Annotated in this window: 23 protein-coding genes; 18 read left to right on the top strand and 5 right to left on the bottom strand. The window is 64.8% G+C overall.

The window, feature by feature from the left end; genetic code table 11:
• The first annotated feature begins 60 nt into the window (after positions 1-60).
• Genes mpl through AC2CQI_RS17175 form a run of 3 tightly spaced genes read left to right on the top strand, consistent with a single transcriptional unit; the run spans position 61 to position 2323 of the window.
• On the top strand, positions 61-1413 hold the full coding sequence (gene mpl, locus AC2CQI_RS17185; protein ID WP_484577411.1) for a UDP-N-acetylmuramate:L-alanyl-gamma-D-glutamyl-meso-diaminopimelate ligase: 1353 nt from the start codon (positions 61-63) through the stop codon (positions 1411-1413).
• Positions 1410-2039 (top strand): flavin prenyltransferase UbiX, encoded by a 630-nt coding sequence (gene ubiX / locus AC2CQI_RS17180; protein WP_075802260.1) that lies wholly within the window; start codon positions 1410-1412, stop codon positions 2037-2039. Before mpl ends, ubiX begins: the two co-directional genes overlap by 4 nt.
• A 5-nt stretch (positions 2040-2044) precedes the next feature.
• Positions 2045-2323, top strand: a complete 279-nt coding sequence (locus AC2CQI_RS17175) for a YceK/YidQ family lipoprotein (RefSeq protein ID WP_484580631.1) — start codon at positions 2045-2047, stop codon at positions 2321-2323.
• 83 nt (positions 2324-2406) lie between these two features.
• Here AC2CQI_RS17175 and AC2CQI_RS17170 read toward each other — a convergent pair whose 3' ends face one another.
• The 3 genes from AC2CQI_RS17170 to AC2CQI_RS17160 form a co-directional block, all read right to left on the bottom strand.
• The gene (locus tag AC2CQI_RS17170; protein WP_075802258.1) at positions 2407-3048 is read right to left on the bottom strand and encodes an oxidoreductase; all 642 of its coding nucleotides are present in this window, start codon (positions 3046-3048) and stop codon (positions 2407-2409) included.
• Positions 3049-3076: 28 nt separating this feature from the next.
• Positions 3077-4798 carry a C13 family peptidase gene (locus AC2CQI_RS17165; protein WP_484577410.1) on the bottom strand — a complete coding sequence of 574 codons (1722 nt, stop codon included), beginning with the start codon at positions 4796-4798 and terminating at the stop codon, positions 3077-3079.
• Between the two features lie 88 nt (positions 4799-4886).
• The gene (locus tag AC2CQI_RS17160; protein ID WP_484577409.1) at positions 4887-5342 is read right to left on the bottom strand and encodes a MaoC family dehydratase; all 456 of its coding nucleotides are present in this window, start codon (positions 5340-5342) and stop codon (positions 4887-4889) included.
• Positions 5343-5512: 170 nt separating this feature from the next.
• On the opposite strand from AC2CQI_RS17160, the gene AC2CQI_RS17155 reads away from it, so the two are divergent.
• The 3 genes from AC2CQI_RS17155 to AC2CQI_RS17145 are packed head-to-tail and all read left to right on the top strand — an operon-like array spanning position 5513 to position 7188.
• Positions 5513-5875: a CidA/LrgA family protein gene (locus tag AC2CQI_RS17155; protein ID WP_484577408.1), complete on the top strand. Its 363-nt coding sequence runs from the start codon at positions 5513-5515 to the stop codon at positions 5873-5875.
• Positions 5875-6588, top strand: a complete 714-nt coding sequence (locus AC2CQI_RS17150; protein WP_178391968.1) for an LrgB family protein — start codon at positions 5875-5877, stop codon at positions 6586-6588. Before AC2CQI_RS17155 ends, AC2CQI_RS17150 begins: the two co-directional genes overlap by 1 nt.
• Positions 6589-6597: 9 nt before the next feature.
• On the top strand, positions 6598-7188 hold the full coding sequence (locus AC2CQI_RS17145; protein WP_484577407.1) for an LON peptidase substrate-binding domain-containing protein: 591 nt from the start codon (positions 6598-6600) through the stop codon (positions 7186-7188).
• 3 nt (positions 7189-7191) lie between these two features.
• On the opposite strand, the gene AC2CQI_RS17140 is transcribed toward AC2CQI_RS17145, so the two are convergent.
• Entirely contained in the window at positions 7192-8508 is a 1317-nt protein-coding gene (locus AC2CQI_RS17140) for a bifunctional DedA family/phosphatase PAP2 family protein (RefSeq protein WP_484577406.1), read from the bottom strand.
• A 4-nt stretch (positions 8509-8512) separates the two neighbouring features.
• The gene (locus AC2CQI_RS17135; RefSeq protein WP_484577405.1) at positions 8513-9190 is read right to left on the bottom strand and encodes a DNA-3-methyladenine glycosylase; all 678 of its coding nucleotides are present in this window, start codon (positions 9188-9190) and stop codon (positions 8513-8515) included.
• 309 nt (positions 9191-9499) lie between these two features.
• Between AC2CQI_RS17135 and AC2CQI_RS17130 the strand changes: the two genes are divergently transcribed.
• From AC2CQI_RS17130 to lipA, 12 genes are all read left to right on the top strand, one after another.
• A complete protein-coding gene (locus AC2CQI_RS17130) occupies positions 9500-10768 on the top strand; it encodes a glutamate-5-semialdehyde dehydrogenase (protein WP_075802250.1) in 1269 nt (422 codons plus the stop codon).
• A 4-nt stretch (positions 10769-10772) separates the two neighbouring features.
• Positions 10773-11426 carry a nicotinate-nucleotide adenylyltransferase gene (nadD, locus tag AC2CQI_RS17125; protein ID WP_075802249.1) on the top strand — a complete coding sequence of 218 codons (654 nt, stop codon included), beginning with the start codon at positions 10773-10775 and terminating at the stop codon, positions 11424-11426.
• Positions 11427-11477: 51 nt separating this feature from the next.
• On the top strand, positions 11478-11900 hold the full coding sequence (gene rsfS, locus AC2CQI_RS17120; RefSeq protein WP_075802248.1) for a ribosome silencing factor: 423 nt from the start codon (positions 11478-11480) through the stop codon (positions 11898-11900).
• Between the two features lie 9 nt (positions 11901-11909).
• Complete coding sequence (gene rlmH, locus AC2CQI_RS17115) at positions 11910-12377, top strand: 23S rRNA (pseudouridine(1915)-N(3))-methyltransferase RlmH (protein WP_009397919.1); 468 nt, start codon at positions 11910-11912, stop codon at positions 12375-12377.
• Between the two features lie 16 nt (positions 12378-12393).
• Positions 12394-14286 (top strand): penicillin-binding protein 2, encoded by a 1893-nt coding sequence (gene mrdA / locus AC2CQI_RS17110; RefSeq protein WP_075802247.1) that lies wholly within the window; start codon positions 12394-12396, stop codon positions 14284-14286.
• Between the two features lie 38 nt (positions 14287-14324).
• The gene (gene rodA / locus AC2CQI_RS17105; RefSeq protein WP_178391971.1) at positions 14325-15428 is read left to right on the top strand and encodes a rod shape-determining protein RodA; all 1104 of its coding nucleotides are present in this window, start codon (positions 14325-14327) and stop codon (positions 15426-15428) included.
• Positions 15429-15445: 17 nt separating this feature from the next.
• Positions 15446-16456, top strand: coding sequence for a lytic murein transglycosylase B (gene mltB, locus AC2CQI_RS17100; RefSeq protein WP_075802299.1), 1011 nt, complete (start codon positions 15446-15448; stop codon positions 16454-16456).
• Positions 16456-17454 carry a septal ring lytic transglycosylase RlpA family protein gene (locus AC2CQI_RS17095; RefSeq protein WP_484577404.1) on the top strand — a complete coding sequence of 333 codons (999 nt, stop codon included), beginning with the start codon at positions 16456-16458 and terminating at the stop codon, positions 17452-17454. Before mltB ends, AC2CQI_RS17095 begins: the two co-directional genes overlap by 1 nt.
• Before the next feature lie 147 nt (positions 17455-17601).
• Positions 17602-18762, top strand: a complete 1161-nt coding sequence (locus tag AC2CQI_RS17090; protein WP_075802244.1) for a D-alanyl-D-alanine carboxypeptidase family protein — start codon at positions 17602-17604, stop codon at positions 18760-18762.
• A gap of 74 nt (positions 18763-18836) precedes the next feature.
• Complete coding sequence (locus AC2CQI_RS17085) at positions 18837-19112, top strand: DUF493 domain-containing protein (protein WP_075802243.1); 276 nt, start codon at positions 18837-18839, stop codon at positions 19110-19112.
• On the top strand, positions 19112-19759 hold the full coding sequence (gene lipB, locus AC2CQI_RS17080; protein ID WP_484577403.1) for a lipoyl(octanoyl) transferase LipB: 648 nt from the start codon (positions 19112-19114) through the stop codon (positions 19757-19759). The genes AC2CQI_RS17085 and lipB overlap by 1 nt, the downstream gene beginning before the upstream one ends.
• Positions 19760-19761: 2 nt before the next feature.
• Entirely contained in the window at positions 19762-20760 is a 999-nt protein-coding gene (gene lipA, locus AC2CQI_RS17075) for a lipoyl synthase (RefSeq protein ID WP_075802241.1), read from the top strand.
• Positions 20761-20768 lie beyond the last annotated feature (8 nt).

Genomic DNA, 20768 nt, shown 5'->3' with positions numbered 1-20768 from the left:
CACCGGGTGAGATTTTTCCCCCTCTGGGCTACCCTGCCTGCACGTTTTCCGAGGTTGACCATGCACATTCATATTCTTGGTATCTGTGGCACTTTCATGGGCTCGCTGGCGGTACTGGCCAAGGAGCTCGGCCACCATGTCACCGGCTCCGATGCCAACGTCTATCCACCGATGAGCACCCAGCTCGAAGCCCAGGGCATCGCCCTGACCCAAGGCTATGACCCGGCGCAACTGGACCCGGCTCCCGACCTGGTGGTGATCGGCAACGCCCTGTCGCGAGGCAACCCGGCGGTGGAACATGTGCTGAACAAGGGCCTGCCCTACGTCTCCGGCCCACAGTGGCTGGCCGACCATGTGCTGCAGGGGCGCTGGGTCCTGGCGGTCGCCGGCACCCATGGCAAGACCACCACCAGCAGCATGCTGGCCTGGGTCCTGGAGCACGCCGGGATGAGCCCGGGCTTCCTGATCGGCGGCGTACCGCAGAACTTCTCGGTCTCGGCACGTATTGGAGGAACGCCGTTCTTCGTGGTCGAGGCCGACGAATACGACAGCGCCTTCTTCGACAAGCGCTCGAAATTCGTACACTACCGCCCGCGTACCGCGATCCTGAATAACCTCGAGTTCGATCACGCGGATATCTTCCCGGACCTGGCGGCGATCGAGCGACAGTTCCACCATCTGGTGCGGACCATCCCGAGCGAAGGCCTGGTCATTCACCCGACCACCGAGCCGGCGATCAAGCGCGTGATCGACATGGGCTGCTGGACCCCGGTGCAGACCACCGGTGCCGGCGGTCAATGGCAGGTGCGCCTGCTCAGCGATGATGGCTCGCGCTTCGAAGTCAGTTTCGACGGCGAAGTGCAGGGCGTGGTCGAGTGGGAACTGACCGGCCAGCACAACGTCGCCAACGCCCTGGCCACCCTGGCGGCGGCACGGCATGTCGGTGTCGTCCCGTCCATGGGTATCGATGCGCTGAGCGCGTTCAAGAGCGTCAAGCGGCGCATGGAGAAGGTCGCCGAAGTCAACGGCATCACCATCTATGACGACTTCGCCCACCACCCGACCGCCATCGCCACCACCCTCGACGGCCTGCGCAAGCGGGTTGGCGATGCCCCGGTGATTGCGGTGATCGAACCCCGCTCCAACTCCATGAAGCTCGGCGCCCACCGCGACGGCCTGCCGGAAAGCGTCAAGGATGCCGACCAGGTGATCTGGTACGCGCCGCCGAACCTCGGCTGGGACCTGGCGGGCACTGCCGCGCAGTGCGCGGTGCCAGCCGTGGTGGCGGACAGCCTTGAGGCCATCATCGAGCGGGTCAAGGGCCAGGCCCGGGCCGGCACCCAGGTGGTGATCATGAGCAACGGTGGCTTCGGCGGCCTGCATGGCAAGCTGGCCGAGGCGCTGCGCGGATGAGCGGGCCGGAACGCATCACCCTGGCCATGACCGGCGCCTCCGGGGCGCAGTACGGCCTGCGCCTGCTGGATTGCCTGGTGCGCGAGGACCGTGAGGTGCACTTCCTGATCTCCAAGGCGGCGCAACTGGTGATGTCCACCGAAACCGACGTGATCCTGCCGGCCAAGCCCCAGGCCATGCAGGCCTTCCTCACCGAGTACACCGGCGCGGCTGCCGGGCAGATCCGGGTGTATGGCAAGGAAGACTGGATGTCGCCGGTGGCCTCGGGCTCCGGCGCCCCGGCGGCGATGGTGGTGGTGCCTTGTTCCACCGGCACGCTGTCGGCGATTGCCACCGGCGCCTGCAACAACCTGATCGAGCGGGCGGCAGACGTTACCCTCAAGGAGCGTCGCCAGTTGATCCTGGTGCCGCGTGAGGCGCCGTTCTCCACCATTCACCTGGAGAACATGCTCAAGCTGTCGCAGATGGGCGCGGTGATCCTGCCGGCGGCGCCGGGCTTCTATCACCAGCCACAGACCATCGATGACCTGGTGGACTTCGTCGTGGCGCGGATCCTCAACCTGCTGAACATCCCCCAGGACATGCTGCCGCGCTGGGGTGAGCATCACTTCGGTGGCGAGGAGTGAAGTCGCTGGTGTTCGCGCTGCTGGTGGTGCTCTGCGCTACCGGCTGCGCCACGGTGCGCACACTGGATGCCGCCATGCCCGGCGCGCCGGTGGTGTATTCCGGGACACGGCTGGACCTGTATGCGATGCAGGGCGGGTGTTGTGCGGCGGATCGCTTTGGGGCAGAAGCGCCGAAGTATCCGGGGCTGGACCTGCCGGGGAGCATGGTGCTGGATACGGTGTTGTTGCCGTTGTCGGTGTTGACGGTGCTGGGTGTGGGATTCCAGGCTTCGGGTGGACTCTAGGGCCTCATCGCTGGCAAGCCAGCTCATTCTGCGGCGCACGCGGTCCCTGTGGGAGCTGGCTTGCCAGCGATGAGGCCATTGGATCATTTCCCCAATTTGCGGAGTTCATCGGACTCCACCACCCTAATCCCATCCTGCTCTTCCAGCGCCAGCCGCCACAGCGCCCTGGCCAGTTGGCAAGCCTCGATCCCGTGGTACTTGCCCGGAATCAAGCGTGACAACCCGCCGGCCACCTTCTCCGCCAACCGCGGCTCGCTACGTTCCCCCAGCAGCAACGACGGCCGGGCGATGGTCAGTTGCGGCCAGTCCTGGGCCTTCAAGGCTTCTTCCATCTCGCCCTTGACCCGGTTGTAGAAGATCGACGATTTCGCGTCGGCGCCAATCGCACTCACCACCAGCAAATGCCGCGCCCCCATCTCCCGGGCACGTTTGCTGAAGGCCACCACCATGTCCAGGTCCACCGCCCGGAAGGCATTTTCCGAGCCGGCCTGCTTGATCGTGGTGCCCAGGCAGCAGAAGGCGATATCTACCCGGCCGCTCAGTTGCGGCAGGAACACCGCCGGATCCCCCACCGGGTTCTCCAGATGCGGATGCTCGGCCAGCGGCCGGCGAGTGGGCGCGAGCACACGGCTGATGGTCGGCTCGCTGAGCAGGCGATCCAGCAGGTGTTCACCGGTAAGGCCGGTAGCTCCGGCAAGCAGGATATGCTGCGGCGTCAGGTACATGATGTTTCTCCCTTGGTACAACTCCAGCTTAGTGGCTGGCGGGGCTTTTTTCCTCAGCCGTCGCAGTACTTTGCAGGGCCTTGCGGGCTTGTTGCTGGCGCAATTTTTGCCAATGTGCCAGTACGCCTTTCGGGGCCCAGATCTGCGGTTCGGATGCCTCGAAATCCTCGGCCTGTTCCCGTTGGGCCACATGGGCCTTGGCAAGTTCGAAGGCTTGCAGCAGATCGTCGGTCTGGTTCAGCGCCTGGGCGAACAGGGCGTCGCCGAAATAGGTGAAGTCCGCCTCTTCCGAGCAGCCGAACGAGACCCGGTCGGCCCGCGAGGCGGTCATGATCAGGGTGCGCTCGTCCTTGAGCGGTTCGATATAGCCACCGGAATAGCACGCGGAGATGACAATCACCTTGTCGCGTTCCTTGAGCGGTGCGAGGGCGGCAGCCAGTTCGTCGGCCGGCAGGTCGGCCAGTTGCAGGCGCGGTTGGTCCAGCACCAGTTCGTGTTCGTGGCTGCCGTGGGTAGTCAGGTAGATGAACACCAGGTCGTCCGGGCCGCTGCGCTCGGCCAGGCGCCGGGCCGAGCGGGCGAGGTTCTCGCGGGTGGCCATGACGCGGTCGGCCAGGTGGTCGCGGTGGTTGACCAAGGTGATCTGGCCGACCGCCCCGAACCGGGTCTTGAGCATGTCGCTGACATAGTCGGCTTCGCGCATGAACACGCTCTGGTTGCCGTCGCCGGCCAGGGTCAGGCTGTACAGGTCGATGGATCCGCTGGAGGCAGGAACCTTGGCCAGTTCCCGCTCCAGCAGCGCGCCCTGGTTCAGCAGCGCCTGCTCCAGCGGGTCGGGCAGCAGGTGTCCCTTCTCGTCTCGGACCCGCAGGCCGTTGATCCAGTGCCCACCCTCGACCTTGCCGTCCGGCAGGACCAGGCGCCCGGTGCCCTGGTACGCATCGTTCTCGAACCCGCCGGTATAGACGCTGCCATCTGCCAGTTGCAGGCGACCCTTGCCGGCGAAGCGCCAGTCACGGAAGCCACCCTTGTAATGGCTGCCATCCACGCCGAACAGCTCGCCAGGCCCGCTCAGCGAGCCATCCTTGAATTCGCCGATCCACACATCGCCGTCGACGTTCTCGTAACGGCCGCGACCTTCCAGGTGATTGGCCTTGAACTCGCCGATGTACTGATCGCCCTCGGCGCTGCTGAAGGTTCCGGTGCCGTTCAGCTCGCCCTCGACGAAGCGCCCGCTGAACTGGTTGCCGCTGGTGTCGCTGCGTACGCCTTCGCCATGGGGCTTGCCCTTGGCGAACTGGCCTTGGTACTGGCTGCCATCGGCGAGTACCAGCTTGCCGGCGCCGTTGTACTGGTCGTCCTTGAACTGCCCGCTGTAGCGTTGGGCGCCGTCATGCAAGGTGCCTTCGCCATCGCGCCGACCCAGCTTGAAGCCGCCGGTGTAGCTGCTGGTGGCGGTGGTCAGCTTGCCCTGGCCCTGGAACAGCCCCTGCTGGAACTGCCCGATATAGACCTCTCCATTGCTGCCGTGCCATTCACCCTGGCCGTCCCACTGGCCATTGCTGAAATGCCCGGCGTACCAACTGCCATTGGGGTAGTCGATGCGCCCTTCGCCCTGCAGCAGGCCGTCCACCACCTCGCCCCGGTAGCGGCCGCCGTCGGGCAGGCGGGCATCGGGTGGCGACAGCGATTCCCCGTCACCGCAGGCAGCGAGCAGGAGCATCAAGGCAAATGGAACGATAGGGCGCATGGCGGGGTCCGGACGGTTCAGGCCCCGAGTATGCCGCAGAAGCCGGGTGAGGGTGAAACGGCCCGTGGGCCGTTTCGGCAGGCGGGGTTCAGACGAAGGCGAGGGAGAGCGGTTCGGCGATGTACGCCGGTTTTTCTTCGCCTTCGATTTCCAGGGCGACGGTCGCCTTGAGCAGCCACTGGCCGGGTTTCTTCTCGGTGACGTCGGTCAGGCTGACCGCCAGGCGCACCCGCGAATCCACTTTCACCGGCTGGATGAAACGCACGCTGTCCAGGCCATAGTTCACCACCATCTTCAGCCCTTCAGGCAGGACCAGGATGTCTTCCATCAGCTTGGGAATCAGCGACAGGCTGAGAAAACCATGGGCGATGGTGCTGCCAAATGGCGTTTTTGCCGCCTTGGCCGGGTCCACATGGATGAACTGGAAGTCCCCGGTGGCCTCGGCGAACAGGTTGATCCGCTCTTGATCGATCTTCAGCCATTCGGAACGTCCCAGTTCCTTACCAACGTACTGCGACAGCTCTGCAACGGGTACATAGGGCATCGCGACTCTCCTGACTGTCCTTGAATGATTTGTGACCGACAACGATTCGAACGCCTAAGATCAGCACGCGATGATGGCCGGGTCAAGTGCCCATGCCCCGGGCGAATGTCGAGTTATAGGCGGGTCGATAGCGTGCTTATAATGGCCGCCAGGTTCGAGGGAGGTATGCGATGTTGTTGCGCGGTTTGACGTGGCTCGTGCTGTTCCAGTTGCTGGGGACGGCGATCAATCACCTGCTGGTGCCCATTTTGCCGGGGCCGATCATTGGCCTGGTGCTGTTGCTGATATTCCTCATGGTGCGCGGTGAGGTCGGGGCGCCGCTGAGCGAGGCGTCGTCCAGCCTGCTGCGCTACCTGCCGTTGCTGTTGGTGCCGCCGGCCGTGGGAGTGATGGTCTATGCCGCGGATATCGTCGCCGATTTCTGGGCAATCGCCGGCGCGCTGGTACTGTCGCTGATCCTGGCCATGGCCTTCTGCGGCGTGCTGATGCAGAAGATGATCAACCGCAGCAAGCATTCCGGGGGACGTTCGTGATGCTCGACTGGCATGGCGCGACCCAGGCGGTGATCCATCATCCGCTGTTCGGCATCGGCATTACCCTGGCGGCGTACCAGATCGTCATCGCCGCCTACGAGAAAACCCGCTGGATCTTCCTCCAGCCGGTGCTGGTTTCCATGCTGGTGGTGGTCGGCGTGCTGCTGAGTTGCGGCCTGACCTACGCCGAGTACCGCAAGAGCACGGAGATCATGAACATTCTCCTCGGCCCGGCCACGGTGGCCCTGGCGGTCCCGCTCTACCTCAACCTGCGGCGTATTCGCCAACTGTTCTGGCCGACCTTTACTACGCTGGTAGTCGGAGGCGTGTTCGCCACCGGCATCTGCCTGCTGCTGGGCTGGTGGTTCGGTGCCGAGCACATGATCCTGATGACCCTGGCGCCGAAATCGGTGACCTCGCCCATCGCCATGCTGGTGGCCGAGCAGATCGGCGGCGTGGCGGCCCTGGCGGCGGTGTTCGTGCTGATCACCGGGGTGATCGGGGCGATCTTCGGCCCGGCGCTGCTGACCCGCCTTGGCGTGCGCAGCCCCGAGGCCCGGGGCATGGCCCTGGGCCTGACCGCCCACGCGGTGGGGACGTCGGTGGCCTTGCAGGAAAGTGAAGAGTGCGGGGCTTTCGCAGCCCTGGCCATGAGCCTGATGGGCGTGGCCACCGCGGTGTTCCTGCCGCTGGCGGTCAGCCTGGTTGCCTGAGGAGCTGCAATGAGTTTGCCCCTGTTTACCCTGAATACCGTGCTGTTCCCCGGCTGTAACCTGGATTTGCAGATTTTCGAGGCGCGTTACCTGGACATGATCGGTCGCTGCATGAAGCAGGGCGGCGGCTTTGGCGTGGTGTGCATCCTTGAAGGCGAGCAGGTCGGCCGGGCGCCGGAGTCCTTCGCCGGGATCGGCTGCCAGGCGCTGATCGAGGATTTCCAGCAGCAGGACAACGGCCTGCTGGGGATTCGGGTGAAGGGCGAGCGGCGCTTCATGGTCGACGACTTCGAAGTGCGCAAGGACAACCTGCTGGTGGCCGAGGTGCGCTGGCTCGACGAGCAGACCGACCAGCCGCTCGATGAAGAAGACGATGACCTGCTGGCGCTGCTGCTGGCCCTGGCCGAACACCCGATGGTCTCGGGCCTGGACATGGCCAGCCAGGTCACCGGCAAGCAGGCCCTGGCCAATCAGTTGGCCTATCTGCTGCCCTTCGATGACCAGGACAAGCTCAAGCTGCTGGCCATCGACTCCCCCACCCAGAAACTGGTAGCGATCCAGTCGCTGCTGGACCGCATTCAGGGCGAGCTCTTTGCCTGATCCTCAGTACGAGTAGCGCTGCAAGGCATTCGGCAAGGCGTGCAGGGCAAAGAATGCCAGCACGCCGACGCAGGCCGGCAGGATCAGCCACCACACCCGCAGCGACAGGGCATTCAGCGGCTCGCGATACTGGATCACGGTCAGGCTCAAGGCGCATACGCAGCAGGCCAGCAGGCCACCGGCGAGGATATCGGTCGGCCAGTGCACGCCGAGATAGACCCGCGACATCGCGATCGACAGCGCCGGCAGGCAGCCCAGCAGGAGCCAGGTCAGGCGCATGCGCGGCGGTTGGCTGCGCCCGGCCAGTACCGCGAGGGTCAGGAAGAAGGCGAAGGAGGCCGAGCTGTGGCCGCTGGGCATGCTGTAGCTGGTCAGCGGGTCGCTCAGCACTTCCGGGCGGGCGCGGGCGAAGAACCATTTAAGGCCGGCGTTGCAGATTGCCGTGCCGCCCAGGGTCGCGGCGGCGAAGAACGCCGGGCGCCATTGCCGGGTCAGCAGGAGCAGGGCAACCAGCACGGCGGCGACGGTGAACTGGGTGTGGAAATCGCCGAGGCGGGTGATCAGCACCATGATGCTGTTCAGGTAATCGCTGCGATGTTCCTGGACCAGCGTCATCAGGCCCTGATCGAGGTGGGTCAGGTAGGGCCAGCCGAAGAAGATCGTCGCCAGCATCACCAGGCTGACCGCCGCGATCAGGCGGGTGCCGCGGGGCTGGGCGCGCAGTGAACTGTTGATGCTTACCCCGACCAGGATGGCCAGGCCAGCAGCAACCACCCCGGCCTGCGGCCAGAAACCTTCCGGCAGCGGCAGGCGCATGGCCGCGCCGGTGGCCCAGCCGGGCAGCAGGTAGGCCAGCGACCAACCGGCAGCGGCAATCAGGCTGACCGCGATAAAGCGCGGCAGCGGCATATCGAACATCCCCGCGACCATTGGCAGCATCGGCCGCAGCGGCCCGATGAAGCGGCCGACCAGCAGGCTGGCGATGCCATAGCGCTGGAAATAGGTTTCCGCGCTGCCGATCCACTCCGGATGATGGCGCAACAGGGGCAGGCGCCGGATGTTCTGGTGGAAGCGTCGGCCCAGGGTGTAGGACACCGCATCCCCCAGCAGTCCGCCGAAATAACCCAGCAGCAGGGTTTCATGCAGCGACAGGGCGCCGCTGCCGGCCAGCACGGCTACGGCGAACAGCAAGACGGTGCCGGGCACGATGATCCCGGCGATCGCCAGGCACTCCACGAAGGCCACCAGGAATATCGCCAGACCCAGCCATTGCGGGTTCATCGTCAGCCAGCCGGTGAGGCTGTCGAGCCATGGGCCCATCGTTTCAGTTTCCTTGTGTCAGAAAGAAGAAGTCGCGGCCTTCGACTTGGCCGCGACGCAGCGGGTTCCGTGTGCAGTACCGAGCGTATTCGGCATCGACGAAACGCAGCGGCAGATGTTCGTCGCGGCCTTGGGGAATGCCCAGCCGGCTGGTCTGGATTATGTGTTGCGGGATGATTCCGCAGTCTTCGACGAACAGTTGCTCCGGATCGAAGCGCTTGGCGTCCCAGTTCGGCACTTTCAGCCCCATGGCCTTGCACAGCAGGGTCTGGCCGGCGCACAGGCGCTCGGGCGGGCGGAGGCCGCCGCTGGCGTCGGGGTTGTTGAGCTGCATTTGTGCCAAGGCATTGCTGTCGGAGACCGCATCCACCCAGGGGAAGCCGGACTTGATCAGCACTGCGTTACCCGCGCCCTGGGCGCTGAAGTTCAGCGAATCGCCGCCGCGGGCGTAGTACATGTAGATATGCCCGCCATCCAGGAACAGCGCCTTGCGTTTCTCGGTGTAGCCGAGGGAGGCGTGGCTGCCTTTTTCGTCGAGGTAATAGGCCTCGGTCTCGATGATCCGCGCGGAAAGCCAGTACGGGCCCTGGCGATGGCGGATGATCTTGCCCAGCAGGGCCTTGGCCAGGACCTGGGCGTCGCGGTCGAAGAAGCTGTCGGGCAGGGGGGCGGGGTGCGGCATCGTGGCTCTGGAATGGGGAACGGAAGCCGGGATGATAGCAATTTCTTCCTTTACTCAAGCTGAACGAAGAACGCGTTATCCCAGGCGACGGAGAACCCTGTGGGAGCTGGCTTGCCAGCGATTTGGCCAGATCGGGCAACATCATTGCTCATGTCGGCCTCATTGCTGGCAAGCCAGCTCCCACAGGGGATGGTTGTGGGGGCGGAAATCTGTGACTCGCCCCCTACCATCCGACTGTCACCGCTGGGCGTACAACCCCATGACAGTTATACTCGTCCGATTTTCCCCTCCGCCAAGACACTGAGCCCCATGACTGAGTCCGTTCTTGACTACATGACCCGCCTGGGTCGCGCCGCCCGCGAGGCGTCCCGCGTCATCGGCCGTGCCAGCACCGCGCAGAAGAACCGCGCGCTGCACGCTGCCGCCAACGCCCTGGACGCCGCTCGCGCCGAACTGTCCGCAGCCAACGAGCTGGATCTGGCCGCCGGCCGGGCCAACGGCCTCGAGCCGGCCATGCTCGATCGCCTGGCCCTGACCCCGGCACGCATCGACGGCATGATCGTCGGTCTGCGCCAGGTCGCCAGCCTGCCGGACCCGGTGGGTGCGATCCGCGACATGAGTTATCGGCCGTCGGGCATCCAGGTCGGCAAGATGCGCGTGCCGCTTGGCGTGATCGGGATCATCTACGAGTCGCGGCCGAACGTGACCATCGACGCCGCGAGCCTGTGCCTCAAGTCGGGCAACGCCACCATCCTGCGTGGCGGCTCCGAGGCCATCCATTCCAATCGCGCCATCGCCGCCTGCATCCAGCGCGGCCTGGCCGAGGCCGGCCTGCCGGCGGCAGTGGTCCAGGTGGTGGAAGTCACCGACCGCGAAGCCGTGGGTGCGCTGATCACTATGCCGGAATTCGTCGACGTCATCGTTCCGCGCGGCGGCAAGGGCCTGATCGAGCGCATCAGCCGTGATGCCCGGGTTCCGGTGATCAAGCACCTGGACGGCATCTGCCACGTCTACGTCGGCGAGCACGCCGAGCTGGACAAGGCCCGGCGCATCGCCTTCAACGCCAAGACCTACCGCTACGGCATCTGCGGCGCCATGGAAACCCTGCTGGTGGATTCGAGCGTCGCTGCCGAGTTCCTGCCGGAAATGGCCCGTGAATTCCGGGAAAAAGGCGTCGAACTGCGCGGCTGCGAACGCACCCGCATGGTCATCGAAGCCAACCCGGCCACCGAGGAAGACTGGCACACCGAGTACCTGGCGGCGATCCTGTCGATCCGCATCGTCGACGGCGTCGACGCGGCAATCGAGCACATCAACCACTACGGTTCGCACCACACCGACTCCATCGTCACCGAACACCAGGGCCTGGCCCGGCGTTTCGTTGCCGAAGTGGACTCGGCCTCGGTGATGATCAACACCCCGACCTGCTTCGCCGATGGCTTCGAGTACGGTCTGGGCGCGGAAATCGGCATTTCCACCGACAAGCTGCATGCCCGCGGCCCGGTCGGCCTGGAAGGCCTGACCTGCGAGAAATACGTGGTCGTCGGCGACGGCCAGCTGCGCGGCCAGGAGTCCTGATCCGTTGAGCAAGGCCCCGGCGATCCGGCGGATCGGCATCCTTGGCGGCACGTTCGACCCGGTGCACATCGGCCACTTGCGCAGCGCGCTGGAAGTAGCCGAGTTCATGGAGCTGGACGAGCTGCGTCTGCTGCCCAACGCCCGCCCGCCACACCGCGATACCCCGCAGGTGGCGGCGCAGGATCGCCTGGCGATGGTGCGTTGTGCGGTAGCGGGCGTCGAGCGGCTGAGCGTGGATGACCGCGAGCTGTCGCGAAACAAGCCGTCGTACACCATCGACACCCTGGAGTCGCTGCGCGCCGAACTGGGCGCCAGCGACCAGCTTTTCCTGCTGATGGGCTGGGATGCCTTTTGCGGCCTGCCTGGCTGGCATCGCTGGGAAGAGCTGTTGAAACACTGTCACATCCTGGTCCTGCAACGCCCGGATGCCGACGTAGAACCCCCAGACGAGCTGCGCAACCTGCTGGCTGCGCGCTCCGAGAGCGATCCCACCGCCATGTCCGGCCCGGCGGGGAACATTTCGTTCGTCTGGCAGACACCGCTTTCGGTGTCCGCCACGCAGATCCGACAGCAGCTGGCCAGCGGCAAGTCGGTGAGGTTCCTGGTGCCGGACGCAGTACTGGCCTATATCGAGACGCACGGGCTTTACCGTGCGTAGAACGGCAGGCGCCCACGGGCGCCGCTTTCAATGAGTTGAAACGAGTTTTATATGACCAAGCAGAAAATCACCGGCGAAGAGCTGGTCCAGCTGGCCAAACTGGCCCTGGAAGAAGTCAAGGCCCAGGACATCCAGGTTATCGACGTGCGCGCCAAGCACAGCCTGACCGACTACATGATCATCGCCACCGGTACCTCCAACCGGCAGATCAACGCGATGGCCGAGAAGGTCCGCGAGATCGTCAAGCAGAAGGGCGTGATGCCCCTGGGCGAAGAAGGCAAGGGCGACAGCGACTGGGTCCTGCTCGACCTGAACGACGTCATCGTGCACATGATGACCGCCGCTGCCCGCCAGTTCTACGACCTGGAGCGCCTGTGGCTGGGTGCCGAGCAGAGCCGTGCCGCCGATGGCAAGCACCACAGCCCGGAAAACACCCATGAGCACTTCACCAAGCTCAACAAAGACCAGGACTGAGGTAGCGTCGTGCGTCTGCGATTGATCGCGGTCGGCTCGCGCATGCCCAAGTGGGTCGAGGAAGGCTGGCATGAATATGCCAAGCGCCTGCCGTCGGAGCTGTCCCTGGAACTGGTGGAAATCCCGCTCAACACCCGGGGCAAGAACGCCGACGTCGCCCGCCTGATCCGTCAGGAGGGCGAGGCCATGCTGGCCAAGGTCCAGCCCGGGGAACGGATCGTTACCCTCGAGGTCCATGGCAAGCCGTGGAGTACCGAGCAACTGGCGGTCGAACTGGACCGCTGGCGCCTCGACTCGCGCACCGTCAACCTCATGGTCGGCGGCCCGGAAGGGCTGGCGCCGGAGGTCTGTGCGCGCAGCGAGCAGCGCTGGTCGCTGTCGCCGCTGACCCTGCCGCACCCCCTGGTACGGATTCTGATCGGCGAACAGATTTATCGCGCCTGGACGGTTCTGTCCGGGCACCCTTATCACAAATAAGCCGTAAGCCTCTTCAATGTCGCAGCCGATCCGCCTCAAGGACCACGAGAAAGACGCCCGTCTGGTGCGTAGCCGCGTCGTGGTCGGTGCGGTGGCGATCCTGCTGCTGGTTTGTGTGCTGATCGCCCGCCTGTACTACCTGCAGGTAATCCAGTACGACTATCACTCCACGCTGTCGGAGAACAATCGGGTGCACGTGCAGCCGATCCCGCCGACCCGCGGGCTGATCTTCGACCGCAATGGCGTGATCATCGCCGACAACCGGCCGAGCTTCAGCCTGAGCATGACCCGCGAGCGCTCCGGCGACTGGCAGCAGGTGCTCGATGTGATCGTCGAGGTGCTGGAACTGACCCCGGATGATCGCGCGCTGTTCGAAAAGCGTATGAAGCAGGGGCGCCGGCCGTTCGAGCCGGTGCCGATCCTGTTCGAGCTGAACGAAGAGCAGATCGCCCGGATCGCCGTTAACCAGTTCCGCCTGCCCGGCGTGGAAGTGGTGGCGCAACTGGTACGGCATTATCCACAGGGCGCGCATTTCGCTCACTCGGTCGGCTATGTCGGACGGATCAACGAGAAAGAGCTGAAGACCCTCGACCCGGTCAACTACAGCGGCACCCACCATATCGGCAAGACCGGCATCGAGCGTTTCTACGAGCCCGAGCTGCACGGCCAGGTGGGCTACGAGGAAGTCGAGACCAACGCCCGCGGCCGGGTGCTGCGGGTGCTCAAGCGCACCGACCCGATTCCCGGCAAGGACATTGTCCTGAGCCTCGACATCAAGCTGCAGGAAGCGGCCGAGCAGGCCCTGGGTGGTCGTCGTGGCGCCATCGTCGCCCTCGATCCGCGTACCGGCGAGGTCCTGGCGATGGTCAGCCAGCCGAGCTTCGACCCGAACCTGTTCGTCACCGGCATCAGCTTCAAGGCCTATGCCGAACTGCGCGATTCCATCGACCGGCCGCTGTTCAACCGCGTGCTGCGCGGCCTGTACCCGCCGGGTTCGACCATCAAGCCGGCGGTGGCCATCGCCGGCCTGGATTCCGGGGCCGTGACCCCGTCCACCCGGGTGTTCGACCCGGGCTACTACCAGTTGCCCAACTACGATCACAAGTACCGCAACTGGAACCGCACCGGTGACGGCTGGGTCGACCTCGACACGGCGATCATGCGTTCCAACGACACCTATTTCTACGATCTTGCGCACAAGATGGGCATCGACAAGCTGTCCAGCTACATGAACCGCTTCGGCATCGGGCAGAAGGTCGCCCTCGACATGTTCGAGGAATCGCCGGGGCTGATGCCGTCCCGCGAGTGGAAGCGCGCCACCCGGCGCCAGGCCTGGTTCCCCGGCGAGACCCTGATCCTCGGGATCGGCCAGGGCTACATGCAGGCCACCCCGCTGCAACTGGCCCAGGCCACGGCGCTGATCGCCAGCAAGGGCAAGTGGAACCGTCCGCACCTGGCCAAGAGCATCGAGGGCCAGCCGCCGGTGGACCCGAACCCGATGGAAGACATCGTCCTGCGCGACAAGGCCGACTGGAACCGCGTCACCCATGGCATGGAGCAGGTGATGCACGGCGCCCGGGGGACCGCGCGCAAGGCCGCCATCGGCGCGCAATACCGCATCGCCGGCAAGAGTGGTACGGCCCAGGTCGTGGCCATCAAGCAGGGCGAGAAGTACGACCGCAGCAAGGTCCAGGAGCGCCATCGCGACCACGCCCTGTTCGTCGGCTTCGCCCCGGCCGAGGATCCGAAGATCGTGATTTCGGTAATGGTCGAGAACGGCGAGTCCGGCTCCGGCGTCGCCGCCCCGGTCCTGCGCCAGGTGATGGACGCCTGGCTGCTGAATGAAAGCGGCCAGCTCAAACCCGAATACGCCCCTAGCGGCTCCGTTGCCCAGGAATCGGCCCTGTGAAGAGTAATTTCGACCGCATGCTCTCCAGCGAGGACGTGATGCGCCGCCGCGCCAGCTTCCTGCAGCGCATCCACATCGACGGGCCGTTGCTGGTCCTGCTGCTGACCCTCGCGGCCGGCAGCCTGTTCGTCCTGTACTCGGCCAGTGGCAAGAACTGGGACCTGCTGCTCAAGCAGGCTTCGTCCTTCGGCATCGGCCTGGTCTCGATGTTCATCATTGCCCAGCTGGAGCCGCGCTTCATGGCGCGCTGGGTACCGCTGGCCTACGTGGTCGGGGTGCTGCTGCTGGTGGTGGTGGACGTCATGGGCCACAACGCCATGGGCGCCACGCGCTGGATCAACATTCCCGGGGTAATCCGCTTCCAGCCCTCGGAATTCCTCAAGATCATCATGCCGGCGACCATCGCCTGGTACCTGTCCAAGCGCACCCTGCCGCCGCACCTGAAGCATGTGTTGATCAGCCTGATCCTGATCGGCATCCCCTTCATCCTCATCGTCCGCCAGCCGGACCTGGGCACGGCCTTGCTGATCCTCGCTTCCGGCGCCTTCGTGCTGTTCATGGGCGGCCTGCGCTGGCGCTGGATCATCAGCGTGGTCACGGCGGCGGTACCGGTGGCCGTGGCCATGTGGTTCTTCGTCATGCACGACTACCAGAAGCAGCGCGTGCTGACCTTCCTCGACCCGGAAAGCGATCCGCTGGGCACCGGCTGGAACATCATCCAGTCCAAGGCCGCGATCGGTTCCGGCGGGGTGTTCGGCAAGGGCTGGCTACTGGGCACCCAGTCGCACCTGGACTTCCTCCCGGAAAGCCACACCGACTTCATCATCGCGGTCATGGGCGAGGAGTTCGGCCTGGTGGGCATCTGCGCGCTGTTGCTGATCTACCTGCTGTTGATCGGTCGCGGGCTAGTGATTACCGCCCAGGCCCAGACCCTGTTCGGCAAGCTGCTGGCTGGCAGCCTGACCATGACCTTCTTCGTCTACGTCTTCGTCAATATCGGTATGGTCAGCGGTTTGCTGCCCGTGGTGGGGGTTCCGCTGCCCTTCATTAGCTATGGCGGAACTTCGCTGGTGACGCTGCTGTCAGCGTTTGGCGTTCTTATGTCGATCCACACCCACCGCAAATGGATCGCGCAGGTTTGAACAAGGTGAATTTCTCGATGCAAGCAGTACGGGGCTGGATGGCCCGTTACGTTCCCCTGGCGGGATTCCTGGGTCTGTTCGGCGGGGCCCAGCAGGCCAGTGCCGGCGACTACGACGGCTCGCCGCAGGTGGCCGAATTCGTCGGGGAGATGACCCGCGACTACGGCTTTGCCGGCGAACAGCTCATGGGCGTGTTCCGCGAGGCGCAGCGCAAGCAGGCGATCCTCGACGCCATCTCGCGCCCGGCGGAGCGGGTCAAGCCGTGGAAGGAATATCGCCCGATGTTCCTCACCGACGCCCGGGTCGCCCGTGGCGTGGACTTCTGGCGCCAGCACGAGGCCGTCCTGGCCCGTGCCGAGCAGGAATACGGGGTGCCGGCCCAGGTGATCGTGTCGATCATCGGTGTCGAGACCTTCTTTGGCCGCAATACCGGCAACTACCGGGTGATCGACGCGCTGTCGACCCTGGCCTTCGATTACCCGCCGCGGGCGCCGTTCTTCCGCAAGGAGCTGCGCGAATACCTGCTGCTGTCCCGCGAGGAGCAGGTCGATCCGCTGACCCTGAAAGGCTCCTACGCCGGCGCCATGGGCCTGCCGCAGTTCATGCCGAGCAGCTTCCGCGCCTATGCCGTGGACTTTGACGGCGACGGCCATATCAATATCTGGAACAACCCGGACGATGCCATCGGCAGCGTCGCCAGCTACTTCAAGCGCCACGGCTGGGTCGCCGGCGAGCCGGTGGTAAGCCGCGCCATGGTGCGTGGCGAGCGGGTCGATGAGGGCCTCAGCCCGGGCATCGAGCCGGTCAAGACCGTGGGGGAGTTGCGGGCACTGGGCTGGTCGAGTCATGATGCGCTGCGCGATGATCTGCCGGTCACCGCTTTCCGGCTCGAAGGCGATAATGGCCCCGAATACTGGCTCGGCCTGAAGAACTTCTACGCGATCACTCGCTATAACCGCAGCGTGATGTACGCCATGGCGGTACATCAACTTTCAGACCTGCTGGTTCAGGCAAGGGGCGCCCGGTAATGCGCGAACTGTTCTCCGCAACATCCCTCAAGCTGCTGGGCTGCATCGCCGTTGGTGCGCTGCTGGTCAGCTGCACGTCCAGTCGTCCGACGCAAAGCAACAGCGGCAACACCATCCGCTCCCAGCCCGGCCTGGACATCAACCGGGCGCACAAGGATGGCGCGCCGTGGTGGGACGTCGACGTGTCGAAGATCCCCGACGCCACCCCGACCGTGCACACCGGCAACTACAAGGCCAACCCGTACACGGTGCTGGGCAAGACCTACTACCCGATCCCGGACTCGCGCAACTACGTGGCCGAGGGCACCGCGTCCTGGTACGGCACCAAGTTCCACGGGCAGAACACCGCCAACGGCGAGGTCTATGACCTCTACGGCATGAGCGCGGCGCACAAGACCCTGCCGCTGCCGGCCTACGTCAAGGTGACCAACCTGGACAACCGGCGCAGCGTGATCCTGCGGGTCAACGACCGTGGTCCATTCTATTCCGACCGCATCATCGACCTGTCCTACGCCGCGGCGAAGAAGCTCGGTTATGCCGAAACCGGCACCGCCCGGGTCCGCGTCGAGGGTATCGACCCGCAGCAGTGGTGGGCCCAGCGTGGTCGCCAGGCGCCGATGGTGCTGGCTGAACCGCAGGTCGCCCAGACCACCTCGATCCCGGCCAACACCGGCGCTGTCGAGCAATGGACGCCACCGCCGCAGCAGCACGCTGCCGCCGTGGTTCCGGTGCAGGTGGCCAGCAACAGCCTCCCGGCCAATGGTGGTACCTACCTGCAGGTCGGTGCATTCGCCAACCCGGACGCCGCCGAGTTGCTACGCTCCAAGTTGAGCGGCATGGTCAGCGCGCCGGTGTTCATCAGTTCCATCGTGCGCAACCAGCAGACCCTGCACCGCGTGCGTCTGGGCCCGATCCGCAGCCAGGGCGAGGTCCAGCAGACCCAGGACAGCGTAAGACTGGCCAATCTTGGACAGGCCAAGGTAGTGACGGCGGACTGACCCGGGGGACTGGTCGGTTTGTCATGTAGCGGGGGCGAACAGCCATGTACAATGGCGGTTTTGCTCCAGGGCGCGACCCTTTGCCGCAGCCCTTTTTAACGTTTTGCCCCTTTGGGGCATGAGCCCATTAGCGATTTCGAGAGACGGATGAACATCACCACCTTTGCTAAACGCCTTTGCCTGCTTGTTCCGCTGCTGATCGCCCCGGCCGCCTTCGCCGCCGAGCAGATGATGCCGTCGCCGCCGCAACTGGCAGCCAAGTCCTACGTGCTCATGGAAGCCTCCAGCGGCAACATCCTGGTCGAGAACAATGGCGACCAGCGCCTGCCTCCGGCGAGCCTGACCAAGCTGATGACCGCCTACATCGCCACCCTGGAGATCCGTCGCGGCCAGATCGGCGAGAACGACCCGGTGACCGTCAGTGAAAACGCCTGGCGTACCGGCGGTTCGCGGATGTTCATCAAGGTCGGCACCCAGGTCAGCGTCAGCGACCTGCTGCACGGCATCATCATCCAGTCCGGCAACGACGCCAGCGTGGCGATCTCCGAGCACATCGCCGGCAGCGAAGACGCCTTCGCCGACATGATGAACAAGACTGCCACCGACCTGGGCATGAGCAACAGCCACTTCATGAACCCGACCGGCCTGCCGAACCCCGAGCACTACTCCTCGGCGCACGACATGGCCCTGCTGGCCCGCGCGATCATCCACGAAGACCCGGCGCACTACGCGATCTACTCGCAGAAGGAGTTCTTCTGGAACAACATCAAGCAGCCGAACCGCAACCTGCTGCTGTGGCGCGACAAGACCGTCGACGGTCTGAAAACCGGCCACACCGAGGAAGCCGGCTACTGCATGGTGTCCTCCGCCGTACGTGACGGCATGCGCCTGATCGCCGTGGTCTTCGGTACCAACAGCGAGCAGTCCCGCGCTGCCGAGACCCAGAAGCTGCTGACCTACGGCTTCCGCTTCTTCGAAACCCAGACCTTCTACCAGAAGGGCACCGAACTGGCCCAGGCGCCGGTCTGGAAAGGCACCACCAGCCAGGTCAAGGCCGGTCTGGCCGAAGACCTGACCATGACTTTGCCTAAAGGCCAATTGAAGAAACTGGCTGCCAGCATGACCATGAACCCGCAACTGATGGCGCCGATCGCCAAAGGTGACGTGATCGGTAAAGTGGAAGTCAAACTGGATGACAGCGTGGTTCACAGCGCCGATCTGATCGCGCTGGACGCGGTCGAGGAAGGTGGTTTCTTCCGTCGGGTGTGGGATAGCATCCGCCTGTTCTTCTACGGTTTGTTCAACTGATATCGTGACCTGCCACGCCCCTGCCATCCCGCAGGGGCGTTGTTGCTGCCACGGCTTACGAGGCCGTTACTGCCATGAGCGAAGCTGACGTCAAGTCGCCAAAAATCGAGTTTCCCTGCCCGGACTACGCCATCAAGGTGATCGGCGATACCGTGGTCAATTTCAAGGACACCGTGATCGAGATCCTGAGCAAGCATGCCAAGGTCGATCTGAAGACCCTGGCCGAGCGCCAGAGCAGCACCGGCAAGTACACCACGGTGCAACTGCATATCGAAGCCACCAGCGAAGACCAATTGCGCGATATCAACAGCGCCCTGCGCGCGACCGGTTTCGTGCACATGGTGCTGTGATGTCCTCGAGCATCGGCTTTCGCGAGCTCGGGCTGCTGCCGTACGAACCGGTCCTGGAAGCCATGCGTCGCTTCACTGCCGAGCGCAAGCCCGGCCACGGCGACGAGATCTGGCTGGTGGAGCACCCTCCGGTATTCACCCAGGGCCAGGCCGGCAAGGCCGAGCACCTGCTGGTGCCGGGGGACATCCCGGTGGTGCAGACCGACCGCGGCGGCCAGGTGACCTATCATGGCCCCGGCCAGTTGGTCGCCTACCTGCTGCTGGATGTGCGCCGTCTCGGTTTCGGCGTGCGCGACCTGGTCACGCGCATGGAGCATTGCCTGATCGAGCTGCTCGCCAGTTATGGTGTGCAAGCGGCAGCCAAGCCCGATGCGCCGGGCGTTTACGTCGACGGGGCGAAGATCGCTTCCCTCGGCCTGCGGATTCGCAACGGCTGTTCCTTTCATGGCCTGGCCCTGAACGTGGACATGGACCTTGCGCCTTTTCTCCGAATCAACCCCTGCGGGTATGCGGGGCTGGCCATGACCCAGCTGCGCGACCAGGCCGGGCCTATCGAACTCCCCGAGGTAAGGGCAAGGCTGCGCGGACAGCTGGTCAAGCACCTCGATTATGCTGAGCAGACGACCCTTGCGGGCGGAATCGACTGAATATGACTATTGTGCAAGAGCCGGTGCAAAGCACCGCCACCCCGGCCCCCCGGCCGAAGGTTGAAGCCGGTGTGAAGCTGCGTGGCGCCGAAAAGGTTGCGCGCATCCCGGTGAAGATCATTCCTACCGAAGAACTGCCGAAGAAGCCTGACTGGATCCGCGTGCGCATCCCGGTTTCCCCGGAAGTCGACCGGATCAAGCAACTGCTGCGCAAGCACAAGCTGCACAGCGTCTGCGAAGAGGCCTCCTGCCCGAACCTGGGCGAGTGCTTCTCCGGCGGTACCGCGACCTTCATGATCATGGGCGACATCTGCACCCGTCGCTGCCCGTTCTGCGACGTCGGCCACGGGCGTCCGAAGCCCCTGGACGTCGACGAGCCGAAGAACCTGGCGGTCGCCATCGCCGACCTGCGCCTGAAGTACGTGGTGATCACCTCGGTGGACCGCGACGACCTGCGTGACGGCGGTGCCCAGCACTTTGCCGACTGCATCCGCGAGATCCGTGCGCTGTCCCCGGGCGTCCAACTGGAAACCCTGGTGCCGGACTACCGTGGCCGCATGGACGTGGCCCTGGCCATCACTGCCCAGGAGCCGCCGGATGTGTTCAACCACAACCTGGAAACCGTACCGCGCCTTTACAAGGCCGCGCGTCCGGGTTCGGACTACCAGTGGTCGCTGACCCTGCTGGAGAAGTTCAAGGAGCTGGTGCCGCACGTACCGACCAAGTCCGGCCTGATGCTGGGCCTGGGCGAGACCGACGAGGAAGTGATCGAGGTGATGCAGCGCATGCGCGAGCACAACATCGACATGCTGACCCTCGGCCAGTACCTGCAACCATCGCGCAGCCACCTGCCGGTGCAGCGTTTCGTGCACCCGGACACCTTCGCCTGGTTCGCCGAGGAAGGCTACAAGATGGGCTTCAAGAACGTCGCTTCCGGCCCGCTGGTACGTTCCTCGTACCATGCTGACCAGCAGGCGCACGAGGCCAAGATCAAGCTCTGATCGCGCGG

The organism is Pseudomonas sp. P2S-1, from assembly GCF_057197725.1.
Note: the sequence above shows the minus strand (reverse complement) of the source record. Positions and strands in the feature narration are given on the sequence as shown.